Origin of the sequence: Sanguibacter inulinus, assembly GCF_013415325.1 — a bacterium.
In the GTDB taxonomy this organism is placed as follows: domain Bacteria; phylum Actinomycetota; class Actinomycetes; order Actinomycetales; family Cellulomonadaceae; genus Sanguibacter; species Sanguibacter inulinus.
In genome coordinates this window covers 109,930-132,198 of record NZ_JACBYE010000005.1, presented here as the reverse complement: position 1 = coordinate 132,198, position 22,269 = coordinate 109,930, and the positions used below count along the sequence as shown (strand labels likewise).

The 22,269-nt window shown below is 71.6% G+C and carries 21 protein-coding genes; 11 read left to right on the top strand and 10 right to left on the bottom strand.

Annotated features, from left to right (window positions below):
- Positions 1 to 89: 89 nt before the first annotated feature.
- The 6 genes from HZZ10_RS03790 to HZZ10_RS03765 form a co-directional block, all read right to left on the bottom strand.
- Positions 90 to 572, bottom strand: coding sequence for a hypothetical protein (locus HZZ10_RS03790; protein WP_179912464.1), 483 nt, complete (start codon positions 570 to 572; stop codon positions 90 to 92).
- A complete protein-coding gene (locus HZZ10_RS03785) occupies positions 569 to 1,501 on the bottom strand; it encodes a DUF4129 domain-containing protein (RefSeq protein ID WP_179912463.1) in 933 nt (310 codons plus the stop codon). Before HZZ10_RS03785 ends, HZZ10_RS03790 begins: the two co-directional genes overlap by 4 nt.
- A gap of 119 nt (positions 1,502 to 1,620) precedes the next feature.
- Entirely contained in the window at positions 1,621 to 2,373 is a 753-nt protein-coding gene (locus tag HZZ10_RS03780; RefSeq protein ID WP_179912462.1) for a succinate dehydrogenase/fumarate reductase iron-sulfur subunit, read from the bottom strand.
- Positions 2,370 to 4,361 (bottom strand): fumarate reductase/succinate dehydrogenase flavoprotein subunit, encoded by a 1,992-nt coding sequence (locus HZZ10_RS03775; protein ID WP_179912461.1) that lies wholly within the window; start codon positions 4,359 to 4,361, stop codon positions 2,370 to 2,372. The genes HZZ10_RS03780 and HZZ10_RS03775 overlap by 4 nt, the downstream gene beginning before the upstream one ends.
- On the bottom strand, positions 4,358 to 5,098 hold the full coding sequence (locus HZZ10_RS03770) for a succinate dehydrogenase/fumarate reductase transmembrane subunit (protein ID WP_308507475.1): 741 nt from the start codon (positions 5,096 to 5,098) through the stop codon (positions 4,358 to 4,360). Before HZZ10_RS03770 ends, HZZ10_RS03775 begins: the two co-directional genes overlap by 4 nt.
- A gap of 139 nt (positions 5,099 to 5,237) precedes the next feature.
- Positions 5,238 to 6,422 (bottom strand): DUF3866 family protein, encoded by a 1,185-nt coding sequence (locus tag HZZ10_RS03765; RefSeq protein ID WP_308507474.1) that lies wholly within the window; start codon positions 6,420 to 6,422, stop codon positions 5,238 to 5,240.
- Between the two features lie 123 nt (positions 6,423 to 6,545).
- On the opposite strand from HZZ10_RS03765, the gene HZZ10_RS03760 reads away from it, so the two are divergent.
- The 10 genes from HZZ10_RS03760 (at position 6,546) to HZZ10_RS03715 (ending at position 18,935) form a co-directional block, all read left to right on the top strand.
- A complete protein-coding gene (locus HZZ10_RS03760) occupies positions 6,546 to 7,559 on the top strand; it encodes a helix-turn-helix transcriptional regulator (RefSeq protein WP_179912460.1) in 1,014 nt (337 codons plus the stop codon).
- A complete protein-coding gene (locus HZZ10_RS03755) occupies positions 7,552 to 8,664 on the top strand; it encodes a helix-turn-helix transcriptional regulator (RefSeq protein WP_308507473.1) in 1,113 nt (370 codons plus the stop codon). The genes HZZ10_RS03760 and HZZ10_RS03755 overlap by 8 nt, the downstream gene beginning before the upstream one ends.
- A 10-nt stretch (positions 8,665 to 8,674) precedes the next feature.
- Positions 8,675 to 9,007, top strand: coding sequence for a hypothetical protein (locus HZZ10_RS03750; protein ID WP_179912459.1), 333 nt, complete (start codon positions 8,675 to 8,677; stop codon positions 9,005 to 9,007).
- A gap of 162 nt (positions 9,008 to 9,169) precedes the next feature.
- On the top strand, positions 9,170 to 9,457 hold the full coding sequence (gene tatA, locus HZZ10_RS03745) for a Sec-independent protein translocase subunit TatA (RefSeq protein WP_056132815.1): 288 nt from the start codon (positions 9,170 to 9,172) through the stop codon (positions 9,455 to 9,457).
- Positions 9,458 to 9,519: 62 nt separating this feature from the next.
- A complete protein-coding gene (tatC, locus tag HZZ10_RS03740) occupies positions 9,520 to 10,281 on the top strand; it encodes a twin-arginine translocase subunit TatC (RefSeq protein WP_056134162.1) in 762 nt (253 codons plus the stop codon).
- Positions 10,282 to 10,291: 10 nt separating this feature from the next.
- Positions 10,292 to 11,314, top strand: coding sequence for a diacylglycerol/lipid kinase family protein (locus HZZ10_RS03735; RefSeq protein WP_179912458.1), 1,023 nt, complete (start codon positions 10,292 to 10,294; stop codon positions 11,312 to 11,314).
- An 87-nt stretch (positions 11,315 to 11,401) separates the two neighbouring features.
- Entirely contained in the window at positions 11,402 to 14,317 is a 2,916-nt protein-coding gene (locus HZZ10_RS03730) for a DEAD/DEAH box helicase (RefSeq protein ID WP_179912457.1), read from the top strand.
- Positions 14,318 to 14,408: 91 nt separating this feature from the next.
- Positions 14,409 to 16,031, top strand: a complete 1,623-nt coding sequence (locus HZZ10_RS03725; RefSeq protein ID WP_179912456.1) for an amidohydrolase — start codon at positions 14,409 to 14,411, stop codon at positions 16,029 to 16,031.
- Between the two features lie 335 nt (positions 16,032 to 16,366).
- The gene (gene lnt / locus HZZ10_RS03720; protein ID WP_179912455.1) at positions 16,367 to 17,983 is read left to right on the top strand and encodes an apolipoprotein N-acyltransferase; all 1,617 of its coding nucleotides are present in this window, start codon (positions 16,367 to 16,369) and stop codon (positions 17,981 to 17,983) included.
- A gap of 136 nt (positions 17,984 to 18,119) precedes the next feature.
- Entirely contained in the window at positions 18,120 to 18,935 is an 816-nt protein-coding gene (locus tag HZZ10_RS03715; protein ID WP_056132805.1) for a polyprenol monophosphomannose synthase, read from the top strand.
- 80 nt (positions 18,936 to 19,015) lie between these two features.
- Here the strand turns inward: HZZ10_RS03715 and HZZ10_RS03710 are convergent, their stop codons facing one another.
- The 3 genes from HZZ10_RS03710 to HZZ10_RS03700 form a co-directional block, all read right to left on the bottom strand.
- Positions 19,016 to 19,474 carry a GatB/YqeY domain-containing protein gene (locus HZZ10_RS03710; protein ID WP_179912454.1) on the bottom strand — a complete coding sequence of 153 codons (459 nt, stop codon included), beginning with the start codon at positions 19,472 to 19,474 and terminating at the stop codon, positions 19,016 to 19,018.
- A gap of 156 nt (positions 19,475 to 19,630) precedes the next feature.
- Positions 19,631 to 19,975, bottom strand: a complete 345-nt coding sequence (locus tag HZZ10_RS03705; RefSeq protein WP_056132797.1) for an RNA polymerase-binding protein RbpA — start codon at positions 19,973 to 19,975, stop codon at positions 19,631 to 19,633.
- 485 nt (positions 19,976 to 20,460) lie between these two features.
- Entirely contained in the window at positions 20,461 to 20,976 is a 516-nt protein-coding gene (locus tag HZZ10_RS03700) for a hypothetical protein (RefSeq protein ID WP_179912453.1), read from the bottom strand.
- A 198-nt stretch (positions 20,977 to 21,174) separates the two neighbouring features.
- On the opposite strand from HZZ10_RS03700, the gene HZZ10_RS03695 reads away from it, so the two are divergent.
- Entirely contained in the window at positions 21,175 to 21,489 is a 315-nt protein-coding gene (locus HZZ10_RS03695; RefSeq protein WP_056132791.1) for an ArsR/SmtB family transcription factor, read from the top strand.
- Between the two features lie 164 nt (positions 21,490 to 21,653).
- Here the strand turns inward: HZZ10_RS03695 and HZZ10_RS03690 are convergent, their stop codons facing one another.
- Positions 21,654 to 22,253 carry a DUF1349 domain-containing protein gene (locus HZZ10_RS03690; protein ID WP_179912452.1) on the bottom strand — a complete coding sequence of 200 codons (600 nt, stop codon included), beginning with the start codon at positions 22,251 to 22,253 and terminating at the stop codon, positions 21,654 to 21,656.
- Positions 22,254 to 22,269: the final 16 nt, after the last annotated feature.

Sequence of the window (22,269 nt, the reverse complement as noted above, 5' to 3'; positions counted from 1 at the left end):
GGGGTGGGGAAGACGGTGTGCTGCGGGCTGTGCTGGTGAGGCCTGCTGGGGTGTCGAGGCTCGCCGGGCTGTGCGACGGTCGTGACACATCAGGTCGACCTCGGTGGTGCGGTGCCTGCTGGGTCGATCTCCGTCAGCCGGTCGATTGCTCGCAGCAGGTGGGGGAGCGTCGGCTTGTCGAGGGAAGACTCGACGAAGGCGTAGGTCTCGTCGCCCAGCAGCCTCCGCGCGGCGGGTGCGTCGGCGGGGTCGTCGAGGTCGACACCGAGCAGCCGGAGCCTGGTGCTCGCCGTCGCACGGACCGCGCGCACAGCCCGTGGCGAGACGGCGTCGTCCTTCGACAGCAACGTCCAGGACAGGTTGGAGACGTCGTCGCGTGCGCCGTCCTTGACCGAGACCTCGGTGCGGGGCCATCGCGGCGACCGCGGCTCGGGCTGGCCGACCACGAAGACCGTGACCGCTACGGCTGCGAGGAAGGCCATGAGGGTGTGCGCGAGGTCGGTCCCCGCGGCCAGCAGCAGCATCGCCGCGACTGCGGCCTCGATCGCTCCGTAGACAGCCAGGCGGATCATGCGCCGTCCTCCGTCGATCGGCGAGCCGGCGGCTGGCCCCCCGGAGCAGGTTGTCGCGCCTGACGGCCAGGACCGCCTGCGCCACCAGGTCCGGCAGGCCCACCAGCTCCAGCCTGGCCGCCCGGAACTCCGTTCTCCGCAGATCCCGACGACCGGAGGTCCTCCACGAGCCGCTCGAGAGCATCGGCAGCCGTCGCACCCTCGGCAGGGGTGATGCGGTGCTCGGTGAACCTCGCGCGGTGGTACAGCCGGAGCAGCGTCTGGACGTCCGCAGGCCTCGCAGACGTCGTCCCGAGGACCGCGACGGTGAACTCTGTCGGCGTCTGCGCGGGCGTCCGGGCTGTCCCGCTCTCCTCGGCGGCGCGCTCGAGCGCGACCCAGGCTGCCACCACGTCGTCGGTGGGGTCGGTCGAGGCGCGCAGCCGCTGCGCGGCGAGCCCGGCCGCCTCTTCGAGAGCGGCCACGGGTACGACGGCGATGATCGCCGACGCGCCGTCTCCGACGACAGGGTCGGGTTCTTTCTCGCCCCGGTGCCACGGCGGCAGCCGGCGCCGGACGACCTTGCGGACAGCCGCGACGATCGCGGCGAGCAGCAAGATCCCGAGGATGACCATGAGGACCGTGCTCGCGCCGTCGCCCTGGTTCTCCCGCTCTTGCAGGAAGTCCTCTGGGGTCGGTTCTGGAGAAGGTGTCGCGGTGATCTCCTCGAGCGGCGCCATCGTCACCGGGACGGGGTCAGGCTCGGTGACCTGCCACGGACCGCTGAGCGCAGACCCGACCACGACCAGCAGCAGGAGCAGGGCCGCGAGCGCTGCGGCGGTCGCGGGACCACGGCGCGGCCGACTGGCACCGGGCCGTTGTGCTCGCGCCTGCGCGGGGAGGCTGCTCGCAGGCGCTGAGGTGCGGTTCTGCTGGTGTGGTGACGTCATCGTGGCGCCCACCTTAACGTGCTACGGGCCACAGGGCGGGAGGTCGGAGAAGTTGTACGGCTCCTCCCCGGTCCGCTGCTCGAGCGGAGGCCGGTGCTGCGCTCGGCCGAGTGGCGGTGTCACGAGCGCTTGCGTCCTAGGACGAAGGCGCGCATCCGTTCTCTGCCGACCGTGGCGATCGCGGACAGCGGTATCCCGGCCGGACAGACGATCGCGCACTCGCCGAAGGTCGAGCAGGGCCCGAAGCTGCGCTCGGCCTCGTCGATCATCGCGACGGCTCGTGAGGATCGTTCCTGCTGGGCCTGCGGCAGGAGCGCGAGGTGCTGGAGCCGTGCCCCTGTGAAGAGCTGGGCGGAGCCGTTGGGGCAGGCTGAGACGCACGCGCCGCAGCCCGTGCAGGCGGCGAAGTCCAGTGCGGTCTCGGCGGTCGTCGTGGTCACGGGCAGCGCGTCGGCGTCGGGCGCGGTGCCTGCGTCGACCGAGACGTACCCGCCCGCCTGGATGACGCGGTCGAGGGCGGACCTGTCGACCACGAGGTCTCGGACGACCGGGAAGCCTGCGGAGCGGAACGGTTCGAGGACGATGGTGTCTCCGTCGGCGAAGGACCGCACGTGCTGCTCGCAGGCAGGGGTGTTGTCGAGGGGGCCGTGCGGGGAGCCGTCGACGTCGATCCCGCAGCAGCCGCAGATCCCTTCGCGGCAGTCGGAGTCGAAGGCCACGGGTTCGAGGCCCTGGGTCACGAGCTGGTCGTAGAGCCGGTCCAGGAGCTCGAGGAGCGTCATCTCGGGGGTCGCGTCCGTGACGAGGTAGGTCTCGAAGGATCCACGGGCGCGTGCCGACTGCTGGCGCCAGACCCTGAGTGTGAGCCTCACGTGTAGCTCCTCGTCTGCAGCGGGACGGCGGTGAAGGTCAGCGGTTCGTCGTGGCGCACGAACCGTCCGCCGTCCTCTGGGGGTGTGGTGGGTGACTCCCAGCCGGAGACCAGGCACCAGGCGTCGTCGTCGCGGCGGGCCTCGCCGTCGTCGGTGACGTGGTCGGCGCGGAAGTGGGCTCCGCAGGACTCGTCCCGGTCGAGGGCGTCGAGGCACAGCAGCTCTGCCATCTCGAGGTAGTCGGCGACCCGGCCTGCGCGCTCGAGCTCTTGGTTGAGCTGGTCGCCGGCGCCCATGACCCGCACGTCGCGCCAGAACTCGGCGCGCAGCGCGCGGATCTCCTCGATGCCCCGTGAGAGCCCTTCGGGGGTGCGGGTGACGCCTGCACATCTGTAGAGGATCTCGCCCAGCTGCTGGTGGAACCTGTCTGGTCCCCGGGTGCCCGTGCTCTCGAGGAGGCGGGCGATGCGTTCTTCGACGGTCCGCAGCGCGTCGGTCACGGCGTCGTCGTCGAGCGGCAGGACCGGGGTGCCGAGCAGGGGTGCGAGATAGCTGGGCACCGAGTAGGGGAGCGTGAACCATCCGTCGACGCAGGCTGACAGGAGGGAGTTCGCGCCGAGCCGGTTGGCACCGTGGTAGCCCCAGCCGGCCTCGCCGCCGACGAAGAGACCGGGGACCGACGTCATCATGTCGTAGTCGGACCACAGGCCGCCCATCGCGAAGTGGGCACCGGGCGCGATCCGCATCGGTGTCTCGAAGGGGTCGTCGCCGGTCGCGCTCTGGTACATGTCGAAGAGGTTCGAGTAGCGCGCGTGGACGACGTCCCGTCCGAGGCGTGCGAGGGCGTCCGAGAAGTCGAGGTACACGGAGTTCGCGAGCGGGCCGACACCGAAGCCGGCGTCGATGCGTTCCCGTGCCGCCCTGGAGGCGACGTCGCGGGGGGTGAGGTTGCCGTAGGTGGGGTAGCGACGCTCGAGGTAGTAGTCCCGCTCGGCCTCGGGGATCTCTCCGGGCGCACGGGGATCGCCGGCGACGAGAGGGACCCAGATGCGTCCGTCGTTGCGCAACGACTCGGACATGAGGATCGTCTTCGACTGCCACTCGCCCGAGAGCGGCAGCGCCGTGGGGTGGAACTGGACGAAGCAGAGGTTGGAGACGAGGGCGCCGCGCTTGTGCGCGCGCCACACGGCCGTCGCGTTGGAGCTCTTGGCCAGGGTGCTCTTGTGGAAGATGTTCCCGTACCCACCTGTGGCGAGCACGACGGCGTGCGCCGTGACCGCTCGGACCGCGCCTGTCACGAGGTCTCGCACGACGACCCCGTGGGCGCGGCCGTCCGCGACGACGAGGTCGAGCATCTCGTGGCGGGTGTGCAGCACGACCGTCCCACGGTCCACCTGTCGCAGCAGAGCAGCAGCGCCGGCAACCTGGAGCTGCTGGCCGGTCTGGCCCCGTGTGTAGTAGGTGCGGGAGACCTGGACGCCACCGAAGGAGCGGGTGGCCAGGCTGCCGCCGTACTCCCGGGCGAAGGGGGCACCGATCGCCGTCATGTGGTCGACGACCCGGACCGACTCTTGCCCGAGCCTGAAGGCGTCTGCCTCGCGGCCGCGGAAGTCACCGCCCTTGATGGTGTCCTTGACGAACCTGGAGACCGAGTCGTTGTCGACCGAGCGTGCCCGGGCCGCGTTGATGCCGCCCTGGGCGGCGACGGAGTGCGCCCGGCGCGGGGCGTCGTGATAGGTGAAGCTCTCGACGTCGTACCCGAGCTCCCCGAGTGCCGCGGCTGCGCCCGCGCCGGCCAGGCCGGTGCCGACGACGATGATCTTCAGCCGGCGGCGGTTGCTGGGGCTGACGAGGTTGTAGTGCAGCCGTCGGTCGTCCCAGGCACGCTCGGGCTGGGTACGCGGGACGTTGCCGTCGATCGCGTCCCCGATGATCCGGAGCGTGTCGACGTCGAGGACACCGTCTCCGGTCTTCTCGTGCGTGGTCATGAGACGGCTCCTGTCAGGACGGCGAGCGGGATGAGTGCGTTGCCGAGCAGCAGCGCGAGACCGACGACGCCGGCGAGCGCTGCGGCCACCGCACGCAGACGCCGGCCCGTCCCGCCGAGGTCGTTGACGACGCTCCACAGGCCGTGGGCGACGTGGAGCAGGAGCACGACCATCGCGGCGACGTAGAAGAGGGCGACGACCGGTCGCTCGAAGCTGTGGACGAGGTTGTCGTAGGCGTTGCCGTGCTCGAAGCGGTCGCTGGCCACCGGTGCTGCTCCGACGGTGAGGTCCAGGACGTGGAAGACGACGAAGAGCAGCAGGACAGTGCCCGTGACCATCATGGAGCGGGCCTGGAACGCCCGGACTCCTCGGAGCCGCCTGCGCGGGTAAGGACCGCGGGCACGACGGGCACGGCCCCGGACGACGACGGCCGCGCAGACGTGCACGACGAGGCAGAGCGTGAGGACAGCCCGGAAGATCCACACGAACCAGCCCTCGGGCACGAGGGGCGCGAGCAGGTCGCGCTGCAACCAGAAGGCGTAGTGGTTGAGCTCATCCTTGCCGAGGAACACCTTGAGGTTGCCGAAGAGGTGGAACACGGCGAAGGCGACGAAGACCGTCCCTGTCACGGCGAGCGCCATCTTGAGCACCCAGGTGGGTGGGAGAGGCTGACGGGAGGTGACAGGACGAGCTGAGGAGCGCGCCCGCCGGTCGACGGTTCTGACGGGGTGGCTCACGCAGCAGGACCTCCTGGTCGGCGAGCCGCCCGTCCGGAATGTGACGTGGCTCCCGGTCAGCGTAGGAGGGACGTGACCTGCAGCACTGGGACGAGAGTCCTGGTGCGCGGTGGTGCGCGGTGCTGCGCGCAGCCTCCCGCTACGCCAGCAGCGACACGGCGTGCTGCCCGGCGACCGCCGCGGCCAAGAAGGCCGCAGGGTCCTGGGCCGTCCCACGCCCCATCGTCGAGAGTCGGACCGGTGAGCCCTCGAGGGCGTCTGCGAGCGCCTGGGTCGCCTCGACGTCGACGAGGGTGTGCCGGGCTGTCGTGCTGGCGAGGGTGAGCGCCTGCTCGCGGACCCTCGCCTCGAGCGCGCGCGGGTCGTGGTCGGTCTCGGCGAAGCTGTCGGCGACCTGGCCGAAGCCCGGGACGGGGACGTCGGCCCTGAGCAGCGCGACCCGTCCGTAGGCGGTGAGGGAGTGGTGGGAGATCCCCTGGTGGCGGGGGCGGGGGTCGGCCCCGGACACCCGCAGGGAGGCGACGGGGCGTCCGCCGAGGGTGGCTGCGGCGTTGACGGCCTCGCCCGCGACGACACCGGAGAACCCCCAGCGGGTCCCTGTCCCGAGGTTCCCCGGTCCCTGGGCGACGACGGCGAGGTCGGCGTCGAGGACGTGGCGGGCGGCGAGGAGCCCGGTGTGGACGGTCACGGCCTCGTGGTCGCCGCCGTAGGCCTGGCCGACGGTGATGGTGGCGTCGGTCCAGCCTGTCTGGCGCAGGGTCGAGACCGTGCGGGAGAACCAGGCGGGGAGCGCGCCGCCGTCGGTCATGACGTAGACGATGCGCGGCTGCGTGCGTCCGAGGACCTCGGCGTGGTGGCGGGCGCCGGCGATGATCGCGGGGAGCGCGGAGTGGAGGTCGGCGACGACCACGGGCATGGCGTCGAGGTCGTCGGCGTCCTCGAGCGTCTCGTGGTGGGGCGACTCCTGCTCGTCGATGCCGAGCACCATGGTCTGGTGGGGTGTGTAGCGGGCCTTGACGAGGTGCCCGGGCCCGTCGGGGACCGATGCGCGGGCCACCTGGCGGTCGTCGCTCGGCAGGACCGCGACGACGAGGGCGTAGCCACCGGTGCCAAGGCCCCTGTCGAGGGCCGTGGTGTTGAGCAGGACGTGGTCGCCGACGACGGTCGGTCCGACGAGGGCCGGGTAGGCGAGCGCACGGAGGGTGCGGGGCGCCTCGGTCGAGCCGTCGGGCGCGGTGCTCGGATCTGTGGTGACGGTGAGCTCGAGCGCCCCGTCCCAGCTGTTGCCTGTCGAGAGGATGCGTGCACCGCGCCAAGTCATCACGGGTCAGACGCTACTCGACGTCGCGGGAGTCCGGTGGTCCACAGCCTCCCTCCGGTCTCCTCACCCACCACGGCCGTCTCGTGTCGGGCGTTGCGCGCGCGTGGCGGGCGCTAGCGTAGGGGCGTGCCTGCGACCACCCCACCTGCTGCCCGACTCCTGAACCTCGTCATCGCGCTCATGAACACGCCGTTGCGCATGACCAAGGACGACGTCCGCGCATCCGTGGCGGGCTACGACGAGGCGGCGACGACCGAGGCCTTCGAGCGGATGTTCGAGCGTGACAAGGACTCCCTGCGTGCCCTCGGCGTCCCGATCGTCACGGTCGACTCGGGCGGGCACGCGCAGGACGTGGGGTACAGGATCGACAAGGACGCGTACGCCCTCGAGGAGGTCGACCTCACCCCGGCCGAGCTCGGTGTGCTCTCGCTCGCCGCCCAGTTCTGGCAGGACAGCGCGGTCGCCGTGGACACGACACGGGCACTGACGAAGTTGCGGTCGGCGGGGGAGTCGGCCGAGCTCGGTGAGGCCGCCGACGCCGTGGCGGGTCTGGCCCCGCAGGTCCGCTCTGTCTCCGACGCCTACGAGACCCTGCTCGACGCCGTCGTCGAGCGTCGCGCGGTCACCTTCACCTACAGGGCCGCGAGCACGGGACAGGTACTGCGGCGGACTGTCGAGCCGTGGCGCGTGGTCGTCCGCGACGGCGGCTGGTACCTCCTCGGGCACGACCAGGACCGGCGCGCCGCACGCGCCTTCAAGCTGACCCGGGTGGAGGGACAGGTGCGGGCCACCGGACCAGCCGGGGCCTTCGACATCCCCGCAGACCTCGACGCCGACGCGCTCATCGGGTTGCGTCGCCCGGCGCCGCTGCGCTCGGCCGTCCTCGCGCTGCGGCCCGAGCGGGCCGGTGCGCTGCGTGCCCGTGCGCGGGTCCACGGCGACGAGACCGGTGGTGCGGTGCCAGGCCGGGACGTCGTCGTGGTGGACTTCACGTCGGTGAGGACGATCGCGGACGAGGTCGCCGGGTACGGTGACGCTGTCGTCGTGCTCGACCCCCCGGACGTGCGCGCCGCCGTGATCGACCGGCTGCTCGCCGCGACCAGACTCACCGGACCGACCGAAGGAGCGCACCGTGGCTGAGCGGGCGACAGAGCGCTTCGTGCGCCTCGTCGGTCTGGTCTCCTTCCTCGAGGCCTCGGGCCCCGTCCCCGTGGACGAGCTCGCGCGGCACTTCGGTGTCACCGCGAAGCAGATCCTCGCCGACGTCGACACCCTGTGGGTGTCGGGGACCCCGGGCTACTGGCCGGACGACCTCATCGACTTCGACGCCGACTCCTACGACCGCGGCGTCGTGCACCTCACCGAGGCCCGCGGCATGACCCGCCCGCTGCGGCTAGGCACCCGGGAGGGCATCGCCCTCATCGCCGCGCTCCGGGCGCTGCGCGAGGCCGTGTCGGCCTCGGGCGACGACGAGCAGGCGCGGGTGGTCGAGTCGGCCCTGACCAAGCTGACCGTCGCCACGGGGGACGCGGCGTCTGCGCTCGACGTCCGCGTGACGGTCGACGCGTCGCAGGAGGTCCTCGCGGCGATCCGGTCTGCCACGACCACGGGCCGCAGGCTCCGGATCGACTACGTCGACGCCTCAGACGTGACGACCCGACGTGTCGTCGAGCCCTTCCGCCTGGTCCCCTCGGACGACGTGACGTACCTGCACGCGTGGTGCCTGGACGCACAGGGGGAGCGGACCTTCCGCACCGACAGGATCCTCGCGGCCGAGGTGGTCGACGAACCTGTCACGCACACCGCCGGCCGGTCCGAGGGGACCCGCGCCTACAGGCCCGCAGGAGACACCGTCGTCGAGCTCGTGCTCTCGGCCCAGGCGCGGTGGATCGCCGAGCAGGTCCCCGTCGAGTCCGTGACGAACATCGACGAGACCCGCTTCGCCGTGACGCTGCGCGTCGCGAACCCGTCGTGGTTGCGCCTCTTCCTCCTGCGCAATGCCCCGCGGCTCATCGCGGTCGGGCCCGACGAGGTCCGCGAAGACGTCGCGGTCGCCGCACGCCTGGCTCTCGCGGAGTACGAGGCGCTGGGGTTGCACGGGGACGAGAGTGCAGAGCGTGGCGAGGGCGCTGACGGTACGCAGCGCGCAGCCCGCGCCGAGGGTGCTGCCGGTGCCGACGACCTCGACAGTGCTGGCAGGGCAGACGGGGCCGCTCAGGACGTGCAGCCCCCCGTCGGGGCCTAGGCTGGCTCGCATGTGGTTCTGGATCTGGTTCGTCCTCGTGGTCGCCGCCCTCGCGGGTGCGGTCCTGCTCGCGCGCTCCCTCTGGCGGCGCCTGCGCCGCACGGCACGTACAGGCGGTGAGGCCCTGTCCACCCTCGAGAGGTTCGCCGAACGGGTCGAGGCCCTCGAGGGCGTCCCCGTCGGGCCAGAGCCGCGAGGCGTCGACGTCTTCGCCGACGCGGCCGCCCGCCACGACCTCGCCGAGCTCGTCGCGGACCGCCGTGCGCGGCGTCGCAGCCGGCGCCGCGCACGCTACGCCGCAGACGCGGACCGCTACGAGACGTGGCGCACCATCGACCTCTGACGATGTGCCAGCGGCATTGAGCGCGGGCCTCGCGTGGTGCAGACTGGGTGAAGCGCTTCGACGAAGAAGCGCCTGCACCAGGCAGATACTTCGGGCAGGTACCCTTCGCAGTGCGTCACCGGATCTACGATGGAACGACCACGCCCACACCAGGAGGCACCCATGTTTGGGAACGCTGTCAAGCCCACGCACCTGCTCATCTTGCTCATCATCATCGTGCTGCTCTTCGGGGCGAAGAAGCTCCCTGACCTCGCCAAGAGCGTCGGCCAGTCCCTGAAGATCTTCAAGAAGGAGATGAAGGAGCTGACCGAGGACGACGACAAGCCCGCGCCCACGGTCCAGGTCGTCACCCCTGAGCAGGGCGCAGCCACACCCCCTGTCACCCCCGTGGACGTCACCGCCAACCCGCCGCGGACACCGTCCGGGAGCACCACCCCGCCGCAGGCGTGAGCGTGGCGCAAGGCTCCCGCCGGTCTGAGGAGCGCGCCGAGAAGCTGGCCGCGAAGGGCAAGATGCCCCTGCGCGGCCATCTCCTCGAGCTCCGCCGGCGACTCTTCCTCGCCGCCCTCGGCATCGTCGTCGGCGCCGTCGGCGGCTGGTTCTTGTACGACCCTGTGTTCAACCTGCTGCAAGAGCCTCTTCTCGACGCTGCCGCGCGCCTCAACCAGCCGATCAACATCAACTTCGGCGGCATGGCCACGGCCCTCGACATGAAGATCAAGATCTCGCTGTTCATCGGCGTGATCATCACCAGCCCGTGGTGGCTGTTCCAGCTGTGGTCCTTCATCACCCCGGGACTGACCAGCAAGGAGAAGCGCTACACCTTCGGCTTCCTCGGCTCGGCGGTCCCGCTCTTCCTCGCCGGCGCCTTCATGGCCTGGATGATCCTGCCGCACGCCGTGAAGATCCTCACCGACTTCCTCCCCGAGGGTGCGACGAACTTCCAGGACGCGCAGACGTACCTGAGCTTTGTCATGCGGCTGCTGCTCGCCTTCGGCCTGGCCTTCGTGCTGCCCGTCGTCATGGTCGCCCTGACCTTCGCGGGTCTGGTCCGGGCCGAGACCTGGGCGAGGGGGTGGCGGTGGGCCATCGTCATCGCCTTCACCTTCGCCGCCGTCATGACCCCGACCCCCGACGCGCTCACCATGATCCTCGTGGCGCTGCCCATCGTGATCTTGTACTTCGCGGCCCTCGGGGTCTGCGTCCTGCGAGACCGCGCGGTCGACAAGCGCACGGCTGAGCGCGACGCCGAGATCGACGCGTACGACGTCTGACCGTGCACCTGTGACCACGACCCCCGCACGAGGCGGGCCGGTCGCCAGAGCCTCGACGGGCGATGGTGACCGGCCCCCGGCCCGCCGCACCGTCGGCCTCGTCGTCAACCCGACCGCGGGGCACGGCCGCGGACGCGAGGCCGGGCTGCTGGCCTCACAGCTCCTCACCCGAGCCGGTATCGAGGTCCTCGACGTCTCGGGAGCCTCGGTCGCCGACGCCGTCGCCCGTGCCCGCGCAGCGGCCCTCGACGGGCTCGATGCGCTCGTCGTCGTCGGGGGAGACGGCATGGTGCACCTCGGCGTCAACGCGACGGTCGAGACACCCACACCGCTCGCCGTCGTGGCCACGGGGTCGGGCAACGACTTCGCGCAGGTCCTCGGGCTCCCTGTCCACGACGTCACCGCGTCGGTAGCCCAGGTCGTCGCCGCCCTCGAGCGGCCAGCGCGAGCCGTCGACGCCGTGCACGTCGAAGCCGTCGTGCCAGGTGGTCGGCCGCACGACCCCGCCCACGGCGACGACGCCTGGGGTGGCCGCTGGTACGCAGGGGTCCTGTCCCTCGGGCTCGACGCCGACGTCAACGCCCGCGCCAACACCTACAGCTGGCCCTCGGGCCACGGCCGCTACGTGCGGGCGGTCTTCGCCTGCCTCGCCGGGTTCTCGCCCTACGGGTACAGGCTCACGACCGACGCCGGGACGCAGACCTTCCGCGGGACACTCGTCGCCGTGGCCAGCTCCTCCCAGATCGGCGGCGGGCTGCGCATCGCCCCCGACGCCGCTGTCGACGACGGGCTCCTCGACGTCGTCTACGCGACCGAGCTCTCGCGCCGCGGCATCCTGAGGCTCTTCCCCCGGCTGTACAGGGGCACCCACCTGAGCCACCCGGCCGTGCACGTGGTCCGCACGACGAGCGTCGTCATCGAGGCCAGCGGCGACGGCCGCGTGCCCCCGGTGGCCTTCGCCGACGGCGAGGTCGTCGGGCCCGTGCCGCTGCGCGCCCAGGTGCACCCCGGGGCGCTGCGCGTGCTGGCCTGAGGAGCAGACCGAGACAACACGTCAGGGAAGCCTGCCGCCGCCGGCCTCCAGACCGCGGACCCGCCGACAGCGTCCTAGGCTGGACGCATGGCACCCCCTTCACGACGCCGCAGGTCCGCACCCACCCCGCAGACCAGCACCCGGTCCACCTCGAGCGGGCCGAGCCCCGCCGAGCGCTACCAGCAGTACCGCCAGCGGGCCGAGCTCGAGTCCCGCGAGGTCACCGCCTTCCGTCAGACCCTCGACTTCGAGCTCGACGACTTCCAGCTCGAGGCCTGCGCAGCGCTCGAGCGCGGCCACGGTGTGCTGGTCGCAGCCCCCACAGGCGCCGGCAAGACGATCGTCGGAGAGTTCGCGATCCACCTCGCCGTCACCGGTGGTCGCAAGGCGTTCTACACGACCCCCATCAAGGCGCTCAGCAACCAGAAGTACGCCGACCTCGTCGCCCGCTACGGAGCCGACAAGGTCGGTCTGCTGACCGGTGACACCACCATCAACGGTGAGGCACCCGTCGTCATCATGACGACCGAGGTGCTGCGCAACATGCTCTACGCGGGATCGCCGACCCTCGACAACCTCGGCTTCGTGGTCATGGACGAGGTGCACTACCTCGCCGACAGGTTCCGCGGTTCGGTCTGGGAAGAGGTCATCATCCACCTCGCCGCCGACGTCCAGCTCGTGTCGCTGTCGGCGACGGTCTCGAACGCCGAAGAGTTCGGCGACTGGCTCGAGATGGTCCGCGGCGACACGACAGTCGTGGTGAGCGAGCACAGGCCCGTCCCCCTGAGCCAGCACGTCGTGGCCGCCCGGCGCGGTGCCGCCCCTGGTGGGCTCTTCGACCTCTACGCGCACACCGTCGACCCGACGGCCCCGGGCCCCAACCCGCCGATCAACCCCGACCTGCTCGCCCTCATGCGCCAGGGCGACTCCTTCCGCGGAGGCGGCGGCCGGGGCCGCGGGTACCGCAGCGCCCGCGGTCAGGGCGGACCCGGCGCGCGGGGCAAGGACAGCGCGCGCGGCTCCGCAGGGACCACCGGACGACGCGGACCGGCACGGTTCACCGTGGTCGACGAGCTCGACCGTGCCCGGCTGCTCCCGGCCATCTACTTCATCTTCTCCCGCGCGGGCTGCGAAGGAGCCGTCGCGCAGTGCGTCGGTTCCGGGCTGCGCCTGACCACCCCCGAGCAAGAGCTCACCATCCGCGGGATCGTCGAGGCCCGCTGCGCGAACATCCCCTCCGAGGACCTCGCCGTCCTCGGGTACTGGGGCTGGCTCGACGCCCTGACCCGTGGGATCGCCGCGCACCACGCCGGCATGCTCCCGCTGTTCAAGGAGACCGTCGAAGAGCTCTTCAGCGCCGGTCTGGTCAAGATCGTCTTCGCGACCGAGACCCTCGCCCTCGGCATCAACATGCCGGCGCGCTCTGTGGTCCTCGAGAAGCTCGTCAAGTGGGACGGGTCCTCCCACGTCGACCTCACGCCGGGGGAGTACACCCAGCTCACCGGACGTGCCGGGCGACGCGGCATCGACGTGGAGGGTCACGCGATCGTCGTCGACCACCCCGGTCTCGACCCCGTCGTCCTCGCAGGGCTCGCCTCCAAGCGGCTCTACCCGCTCAAGTCGAGCTTCGCCCCGACGTACAACATGGCCGTCAACCTCGTGTCCCAGGTGGGCCGCGAGCGCGCCCGCGAGATCCTCGAGACGTCCTTCGCGCAGTTCCAGGCGGACCGCGGTGTCGTGGGGCTGGCGAAGCAGGCTGCCGCGAGCTCGGAGGCACTCGACGGGTACGCCGAGGCGATGCTGTGCGAGCAGGGAGACTTCCGGGAGTACATGCGGCTGCGCAAGGCGCTGTCCGCGCGAGAGACCGAGCTGTCGAAGCGGGCGACCAACGAGCGACGCAGCGAGGTGGTCCGGGCGCTGGAGGCCTTGCAGCGGGGCGACCTCGTCGAGATCCCGTCGGGTCGCCGCGCGGGCTACGCCCTCGTGCTCGACCCCGGGGCGGACGGTGGCTTCGACGGTCCGCGCCCGACGATCCTCAGCACGGACAGGCAGGTCAAGAAGCTCACGGTCGCCGACGTGCCGCAGGGGTTGCGGGTGGTCGGCGAGGTGCGGATCCCGAAGTCCTTCAACGCGCGCAACCCCGGGTCGCGGCGGGACCTCGTCTCGTCGATGAACACCCGTCTGGGGGCCTTCGCGGACACCGCCGACGGGCAGGTTCCCGGTCGGCGCTCGACACGCCGTGGTGCCGGTGACGACGCAGAGCTCGCCCGGCTCCAGGCGGCGCTCCGTGCGCACCCCTGCCACTCGTGCCCCGACCGCGAGACGCACGCGCGCTGGGCGTTGCGCTGGGAGTCCCTCGACAAGGAGCACAAGGCCCTGCTGCGACGCATCGAGGGGCGGACCGGCTCGATCGCCAAGGTCTTCGACCGCATCTGCGACGTGCTGCGCACCCTGGAGTACCTGGAGCGCGACGAGCACGGCGCGCTCGTGGTCACCCGGGCGGGGGAGAGCCTCAAGCGGCTCTACGCCGAGAGCGACCTGCTGCTCGCCGAGTGCCTGCGCCGAGGGGTCTGGGACGACCTCGACCCTGCAGGGCTGGCGGCGGCGGTCTCGACAGTCGTGTACTCGGCGCGCCGCGACGACCGCGAGGACGAGCCGCATGTCCCCGGCGGGCCCGACGGTCGCCTGGCGCTGGCCCTCGACTCGACGGTGCGCATCTGGTCGGCGCTCGACGACCTCGAGGACGCCCACAGGCTCGAGGCCACCGGACCCCTCGACATGGGTCTGGTCGAGGCCGTGCACAGGTGGGCGTCGGGACGCAGCCTCGACGTGGTGCTCAAGGGGACCGACCTGGCTGCCGGCGACTTCGTCAGGTGGTGCAAGCAGATCATCGACGTCCTCGGCCAGCTGACCAAGGCCTCGCCTCAGGACCACGTGAGGGTGACGGCGAACAAGGCGATCGACGCGATCCGGCGCGGGGTGGTGGCGTACTCGAGCGTGTGACCGGTGGGCGCGCGCGTCGCCCGGGGGCGCAGGCGGTGTCTGCGCCCCCGGTGGATCACCTGAGCCCACAGGTGGCCTATCGTGGTTCGTCGTGACTTCCATCGTGCTCCGTGGCGGCATCATCCACTCTCCGGCAGACCCCTTCGCCGAGGCGATCCTCGTCGACGACGGGGTGGTGACCTGGATCGGCGCGAACGACACCGCCGACGGCCTGGCAGCCCGGGCCGACAGGGTGATCGAGCTCGACGGGGCGCTCGTGGCACCCGGCTTCGTCGACGCGCACGTGCACGTCGTCGAAGAGGCGCTCGCGCGGGCAGGGGTCGACCTCAGCGCCGTGACGTCCCGCGCCGCGGCCCTCGAGGCGATCGCCGAGCGCAGCCGGTCGCACTCAGCGGCCGACGGTCCGCTGCTCGCCCACGGCTGGGACGAGAGCCAGTGGGACGACTCCCGTCCGCCCACGGCCGCCGAGATCGACACCATGACCGGCGGCGCAGCCGTGTACGCGTCGCGGGCCGACGTGCACTGCGCTGTCGTCTCCAGCAGGCTCGCCGACGAGGCCGGGCTGCGCGGTCTGCCCGGCTGGCGTGAGGACGGCTTCGTCACTGGGGAGGCGCACGTCGCAGCGCGAGGTGTCGCGCGAGCGCTGTCACCGCAGGCCCGGGACAGGCTCGTCGAGGCGGGCCTGCGTGCAGCCGCGGCCAGGGGTGTGGTCAGCGTGCACGAGAACAGCGCACCAGGCCTGGACACCCGCGAGGGCCTCGCCTCGCTCCTGGCGCTCACGGCGTCAGACGACTCAGGCCTGCCGCTCGTCATCGGATATCGCGGTGAGCTGTGCCGCACGGCCGACGAGGCTCGGGAGATCGCGAGCCAGATCCCCGGCCTGCGAGGTCTGGCAGGTGACCTCAACGTCGACGGGTCGATCGGTGCGCGCACGGCCGCGCTCCGGGCCCCGTACGCCGACGCGCCCGGGCACGCCGGTGCGCTCTCCCTCGACGCCGACCAGGTGCGCGACCACGTGCTCGCCGTGACCGAGGCGGGTCTCCAGGCCGGCTTCCACGTCATCGGCGACCTCGCGATGGACACGGCGCTCGCCGGGCTCGCGGCGGCTGCCGAGACGGCGCGCAGCGCCATGCGCAAGATCGGGCACAGGCTCGAGCACGCGCTGCTCCTCGACGACGCGGCCCTGCAGGCCCTCGTTCCCCTCGGTGTGGGTCTGAGCATGCAACCGGGCTTCGACGCCGCCTGGGGAGGCCCTGGAGGCCTCTACGAGGCACGCCTGGGCAACGAGCGGGCGGCGGGCATGAACCGCCTCGCCGCGATCGCGTCGGCGGGCATCCCGACGGCCTTCGGCTCTGACGCGCCCGTCACGCCGCTGCATCCCTGGGCGGCAGTCCGTGCAGCCGTGTTCCACCACACCGCCGACCAGCGCATCTCCGCGCGGGCCGCGTTCCGTTCGTCGACGCGCGGCGGCTGGCGCCTGGCGGGGCTCGACCACACCGGCGCCGGTGAGATCCGGGTCGGCGCGCCCGCGCACCTGGCGGTCTGGCGGGCCGAGCAGGTCACCGTGCAGTCCGAGGCCGCCGGGCTGTCGTCCTGGAGCACGGACGCACGGTCGGGTACCCCGCTGCTGCCGGACCTCACCGATCCCGCAGCCACCCCGACCTGCGTCATGACGCTGCGTGCCGGGCGGGCCATCTACGACACCCTCGGCTGAGGCTGGGGCTGGGTCTGGGCCTTCGGTCGCAGGGTGAGGCTGACGCTGGGTCTGGGTCTGGGCCTGAGGCGTGAAGGGCTCGTGAATCCACCCTTGACACGACTCCGAGGGGGACGAGTAGGTTCGTCTGGTGCGCGAGCGCGGCGCTCCGGCGTCCAGGGGTCAGAACCTCTCTCTGCGGGCACCAGACCGGCGACGTCGTCGCAGTTCTGGGTGGGTCCGCGCGTCCAGTAGAAAACGACGTCCTCGGACGTCGGCCCGAAGGACGCGCGGGCCGCCCGCCCACCACAGGCGACCACCAGCCTGTCCCCACCTCGGTGACGTACCCTGCACGGGTGCCCGCCCGACCTGTACCCCGCCTGCTCGCCCTCCTCCTCGCCGCCGCCGGTGGCCTGGTCACGGATCTCGCCTTCCCCGACACCGGCATCTGGGTGCTCGCACCCGTCGGCGTCGCGATGCTGTTCCTCGCCGGGAACCGCGACGCACCGTGGTGGAACGCCCTGCTCGGGGTGGTGTGGGGGGTCACCTTCTTCCTCAGGCACATCCAGTGGGCGCAGTACGCGGTCGGTGACGTCCCCTGGATCGCGCTGAGCGTCCTCGAGGCGCTCTTCGTCGGGGTGGTCATGCTCGTGTGGACGTGGGTGCGGCGCGTCCCGCGCATCGGGCGGAGCGTCCTGCTGCAGGTGCTCTCGTTCTCGACTCTGTTCGTCGCGGGGGAGGTCGCCCGGTCGGCGGTGCCCTTCGGAGGGTTCCCGTGGGGTCGGCTCGCCTTCTCCCAGGCCGAGTCGGCCCTCGGCAGGCTGGCCTGGGTGGCCGGGGCGCCGCTCGTCTCCTTCGCCGTCGCGGCGGCCGGTGCGCTGCTCGCCGTCGCCGTGCTCGCCATGCTCCGCGTCCAGCTCATCACTGTCGGGGCGTCGCTGATCGCCGCCGTCGCGATCCTCGCGGTCGGCCTCGCGGTGCCTCTCGGCACGCAGGCAGAGTCCGGCACGCTCGCCGTCGGCGCCGTCCAGGGCAACGTGTCCAAGCCCGGCCTAGACGCCTTCGAGAACCGCCGAGAGGTGCTCACCAACCACGTCGACGGGACGTACTCGCTGCTCGACTCGGTCGACCAGGGCGACCTGGACATCGTGCTCTGGCCCGAGAACGGCAGCGACTACGACCCCCAGGTCGACGCCGAGGCCGCGCGCGACATCGACGACGCGGCCGCGGCTGTCGGAGCACCCATCCTCGTCGGCGCGCAGGAGTTCCCCGAGAGCGGCGGCCGGTACAACGTCGGGCTGCTCTGGGAGCCCGGGGTCGGCGTCGTCGACAGGTACGCCAAGCAGCACCCGGCGCCCTTCGCCGAGTACATCCCGATCCGTGAGCTCGTCCGGCCGTTCTCGTCGGCCGTCGACCTCGTGACGAACGACATGATCGCCGGGACTGAGGTCGGCGTGGTCGACCTCGACTCCGAGCGGTTGGGCCGTACGGTCTCGATCGGCGACGTCATCTGCTTCGAGATCGCCTACGACGGCCTCGTGCGCGACTCCGTGGCAGCCGGCGCCGAGATGCTCGTCGTGCAGACCAACAACGCGAGCTTCGGCCCCACGGCCGAGTCCACCCAGCAGCTCGCCATGTCCCAGATCCGGGCGATGGAGACGGGCCGCGCGACAGTCCAGATCTCGACCGTCGGAGTCAGCGCCGTGATCGCCCCGAACGGGACGATCGTCTCGCGCACGGGTCTGTTCACCCACGAGCAGATGATCGAGGACGTCGCTCTGCGGACCTCGACGACGCCCGCCGTCGCCATCGGTCCTGCGGTCCCGTGGGTCGTGCTCGCCGCGACGCTGGCACTCCTCGTGGCCGCGGTCGGTGCCGGTGCCCAGCGCCGCCGCGAGCGGGCCGCCGAGGTCACCGGCCGAGGAGCTCCGCGGTCTCGCCCGTCCGCAGGCCGCTCGGCTCCGAAGAAGTAGTGACAGGGACGACTCGCGGCCGGCGGGCGCGCGAGGGCGCACCCCCGGCTACAGTCCTGGGGGTGCGCACAGCGCGCACGGCCTCGGGAGCGTCACCGAGCACGACCGAGAGCCGGCACGGCGAGCAGGGAGCAGGATGGATCCGCAGGTAGACCGCGTCCTCGTGGTCGTCCCCACGTACGACGAAGCACTCACGGTTCCCACGCTCCTCGCAGGGATCCGCGAGCACGCACCCGGCGTCGACGTGCTCGTCGTCGACGACGCGAGCCCCGACGGGACAGGGGACATCGCCGAGGCCCTCGCAGCGCAGCGCACGGCCGACATCGCGGCGGCCGACCTCACGTCCGAGGGGTCGCTCGGTGCCGTCCACGTCCTGCACAGGCAGGGCAAGCAAGGACTCGGGACCGCGTACATCGCCGGGTTCCGCTGGGGCCTCGAACGCGGGTACGACGTCGTCTGCGAGATGGACGCCGACGGGTCGCACCGCCCCGAAGACCTCCCACGGCTGCTCGCGGCGTCGTCCGCCCAGCCGCACCCTGCCCTGGTGCTCGGGTCACGCTGGGTGCCGGGCGGGTCGGTCGTCAACTGGCCGCGGCACCGCGAGGTGCTCTCTCGCGGCGGCAACACCTACGTGAGGGTTGCGCTCGGGCTCCGCCTCGGCGACGCCACAGGCGGCTTCCGCGCCTACAGGGCCGAGACCCTGCGAGGACTCGACCTCGGCTCCGTCGCGTCGCAGGGGTACTGCTTCCAGGTCGACATGGCGTGGCGGGTCGCCCAAGCCGGCGGCCGCGTCGTCGAGGTGCCCATCACCTTCGTCGAACGGACGGCGGGGGAGTCGAAGATGAGCCGCGGGATCGTCCAGGAAGCACTGCTGAAGGTCACCGTGTGGGGTGTCGCGCACCGCGCGCAGCAGCTCCGCGGGCTCGTCACCGGACGCCGACGCAGCAGGTGAGGCGTGGCGGCAGGTGAGACGACCGCCTACGCCGCGTCTCCCGGCGGCGTTAGTGCGGGACGCCGCCGGGACGTGCGCCGTCAGCTCGTGAGGGCTGCGCGCACCTTCTGCGACAGGGCCTTGCCGTCGACACGGCCGAGCCCGGCTGCGGCCGCCTGCACGGCCTTCATGACTGTGCCCATGTCCTTGGGGCCGCTCGCCCCGGTCGACGTGATGGCGTCGGCCACGAGGGCGTCGACCTGCTCGGCGGAGAGCGAGGCGGGCAGGTAGCCCTCGATGAGGTCGGCCTCGGCAGTCTCGTTGGCGGCGCGGTCGTCAGCCTTGGCGTCGGCGAAGATCTGCGCGCTCTCGCGGCGCTTCTTGACCTCCGAGGTGAGGACGGCCTGCACCTCCTCGTCGGAGAACTCCCGTGCCACAGAACCCGACTTCTCAGCCGTCCGGACGGCTCCGATGATCTGGCGGAGGGTGCCCGTCGTGAACGTGTCACGGGCCTTCATGGCGGTGGTCAGGTCTGAGGTGAGGCGCTCGAGCGTGGTCATGTGACTATCATGCCCGGCTGCGGCAGGGTCCGGGGACGACGAAGGCCGCACCCTCACATGTCGTGACGGTGCGGCCTTCGTCGTGCGGTGCTGCGGGCCAGCGCTCTCGACGACTGCTCTCGATCGACGCTGCCGACCTCGGCGGGTGCCTGGTGCTCAGGCGCTGCGGCGGAGCTTGCCAGCGCGCAGCAGTGCGAGACGCTCGTCGAGGAGCTCCTCGAGCTCCTTCATCGAGCGACGCTCGAGCAGCATGTCCCAGTGGGTGCGCGGCGGCTTGCCGGACTTCGCCTCGGGCCTGTCGGCGTCGCGGAGCAGAGCCTCTTCGCCGCACCGGCACTCCCAGACGACCGGGACCTCAGCCTCGGTCGAGAACGGGAGGATGATGGTGTGCCCGTTCGGGCAGTCGTAGTGGGCCTGGAACCGCGGGGCGAAGTCGACGCCCTCGTCAGATTCCATGCTCTTGGCGCCGATGCTCATGCCGCGCAGCGAGCGGTCTGCCATGTGTCCTCCAGATGTCTGCGGTCCCGGTCGTGCAGCTGACGGGTCAGCGTGCGTCCGGGCGGGTGTCCTGCTGAGTAGAACGGGTCGTGTGGTCGAGATGTTCCTGACGCGCGTGAAGGTCTCGTGAACCAGCAGACTGTGCAGCAGCGAGGCTGCGAGCCGGTGGGGGAGAGACCAGGACGACGCCGAGGTCAGCGTGCGGGCCTGGGCTCCTGGTGCGGCGTCGCGCGACTCGCGCCCGCCTGGCACTCAGGTCTCAGAACCGAACCACTGTACCGTGCCTGCGGTCGCTCTCGCATGCTGGGAGCGAGTCGCACCGGTCACAGCATCGGCACGGTCACGGTATCGACCCGGCAGCGCCAGCACGGTCACGGTATCGACCCGGCAGCGGCAGCACGGTCACGGTATCGGCCCGGCGCAGCGCCGGCTCGATCGCAGCATCCGCTCAGGCAGAGTCCCAGCTCATGGTGCCGACCGACCGCTCGTCATCGGTCGCAGCTCGCCCGGTCGAGCGGCACGGCGCGGTCGCTCCCGACCGCGGCCATGAGGTCGACCGTCCAGCCGGCGTCGTCTGCGACCTTCCACAGGGCCCTCGCCCACCGCTTCTCGAAGGCTCCGAGCCCACCACCCGAGGGTCGGCTGATCGCGACCAGGACTATCAGACCGTCGGGGTGCTGGGCGAGGACCGTCGAGACGACGTCGACGATCTCGGCGACGGGTCCCGACGAGGGCAGCCCGGGGAGGCCGTCGAAGGGGATCGCGAGAGGGACGACCTGCCGCGCCCCGTCGAGGAAGGTGAACCACAGCACCGGTGACGAGGACAGTCGCGGTCCGACCAGACCGACCAGGTGGTCGAGGACCTCTCTCCCGGTGATCAGCGTCGTCCCCGGCTGGCAGGGAACCTCTGGCCTCGGCCGGGTCAGCAGATCGGTGCTCTGGGTCGCAGGGAGCCGTGCGTCGTAGCCGGTGTCGTGGATGGGACGTGCGTCGTCGTGTGTCATGCGGTCGACCCTGCTGTGGTCGGGCCCTCCGGGACCACGACGAGTCGGCCCCCTGTGTAAGGACACCTCCGTCCACAGCTCTCGCGCGACCAGAATTGCCTGGAACCCGCCTGAGCAGAGGTGGCCAGCGTCCGGACGCTGGTCAGGCACTGCGTACGATGGAGCGCCCACCCCGCACCACCCAGGAGACGCTGACCCATGACCGAAAGCAGCGGCGAGTCCGCTCTCGCACGGTCTTTCAAGGCCCTCTCCGACCCGAGCAGGCTCCGGCTGCTCTCGCTCGTCGCCGCTCACGACGGGGGAGAGGCGACTGTCGTCGACCTCACCGAGCCGCTCGGGCTCAGCCAGCCGACGGTGTCCCACCACCTGAAGATCCTCGTCGAGGCCGGCCTGCTGACTCGCGAGAAGCGCAGCGTGTGGTCGTACTACGCGCTCGTCCCGGGCGCGCTGGGCACGCTCGGGCGGTATCTGCGGGACGCGGACGCCGCCTGGTCGCCAGCCGAGAACGGCTGAGCCACCCGGCACAGGGCTGACCTCTGCGGCACGAGGCTGATCTCAGCGGCACACGGCCGATCCCTCGAGCCGCCCGACCACCGCTCCGACCGCGCGCCTCCGACTCAGCGCGGAGACCGCTCGGCCGGTCGACCGCCTCCCCTCGAAGACCTGCGCCGCCATCGTCAGCTGCCGTCGCGCAGGTCGGCGAGCCTGTCTTCCCTGTAGACGATCTCGTCGAAGCGCGCGACGCACCGCTCACCCATCGGGGCCTGGGACAAGAACCCGACAGTCGGGACCTGCGTCGAGCCGATGCGGAACACGCGGACGAAGTCCCACCTCGTCCCGTCGACCGAGGAGTGGAAGGCCCAGGCCTCGCCGACACGGCTGAGCCGCAGGTAGACCTCACCACCGGTGACCAGCACGGAGTTGCAGTCGTCGGAGTATCCGTCGGTCACGACGCTGACGACCATCACGTCGCCCTGCGGCGACCGCTCGAAGCAGAGCTTTGCCCAGTGGTCGGCGTCGATCCACAGGCACAGCGCACCGGCGTCGAAGGTCGACCGGGGCGCGTCGACCCGGACCCTCGCCGAGAGCGTGAGGTCGCCGGTCGGCTGGAAGCCGAGCGCGGCCGCTCGGTGCTGCTGCGGTCCTCCGGTCGGGTCGTTGCTCCAGTCGACACCCGCCGCGGCGGTCAGGACGAGGGTGCCGTCGTCGTCGATGTGGGCGTCGCCCTCGAGAGGCGCCCAGGAGAGCGGTGGGAGGCCGGGGATGTGGAGTGCCACGGTGCAGTCCTTCGTA

What these genes read in the sequence shown, in the direction of transcription:
- HZZ10_RS03790 (WP_179912464.1), bottom strand. Translation starts at nt 572, where the DNA reads ATGATCCGCCTGGCTGTCTACGGAGCGATCGAGGCCGCAGTCGCGGCG.
- HZZ10_RS03785 (WP_179912463.1), bottom strand. Translation starts at nt 1,501, where the DNA reads ATGACGTCACCACACCAGCAGAACCGCACCTCAGCGCCTGCGAGCAGC.
- HZZ10_RS03775 (WP_179912461.1), bottom strand. Translation starts at nt 4,361, where the DNA reads ATGACCACGCACGAGAAGACCGGAGACGGTGTCCTCGACGTCGACACG.
- HZZ10_RS03750 (WP_179912459.1), top strand. Translation starts at nt 8,675, where the DNA reads ATGTGGTTCTGGATCTGGTTCGTCCTCGTGGTCGCCGCCCTCGCGGGT.
- tatA (WP_056132815.1), top strand. Translation starts at nt 9,170, where the DNA reads ATGTTTGGGAACGCTGTCAAGCCCACGCACCTGCTCATCTTGCTCATC.
- tatC (WP_056134162.1), top strand. Translation starts at nt 9,520, where the DNA reads ATGCCCCTGCGCGGCCATCTCCTCGAGCTCCGCCGGCGACTCTTCCTC.
- HZZ10_RS03730 (WP_179912457.1), top strand. Translation starts at nt 11,402, where the DNA reads ATGGCACCCCCTTCACGACGCCGCAGGTCCGCACCCACCCCGCAGACC.
- HZZ10_RS03715 (WP_056132805.1), top strand. Translation starts at nt 18,120, where the DNA reads ATGGATCCGCAGGTAGACCGCGTCCTCGTGGTCGTCCCCACGTACGAC.
- HZZ10_RS03710 (WP_179912454.1), bottom strand. Translation starts at nt 19,474, where the DNA reads ATGACCACGCTCGAGCGCCTCACCTCAGACCTGACCACCGCCATGAAG.
- HZZ10_RS03705 (WP_056132797.1), bottom strand. Translation starts at nt 19,975, where the DNA reads ATGGCAGACCGCTCGCTGCGCGGCATGAGCATCGGCGCCAAGAGCATG.
- HZZ10_RS03700 (WP_179912453.1), bottom strand. Translation starts at nt 20,976, where the DNA reads ATGACACACGACGACGCACGTCCCATCCACGACACCGGCTACGACGCA.
- HZZ10_RS03695 (WP_056132791.1), top strand. Translation starts at nt 21,175, where the DNA reads ATGACCGAAAGCAGCGGCGAGTCCGCTCTCGCACGGTCTTTCAAGGCC.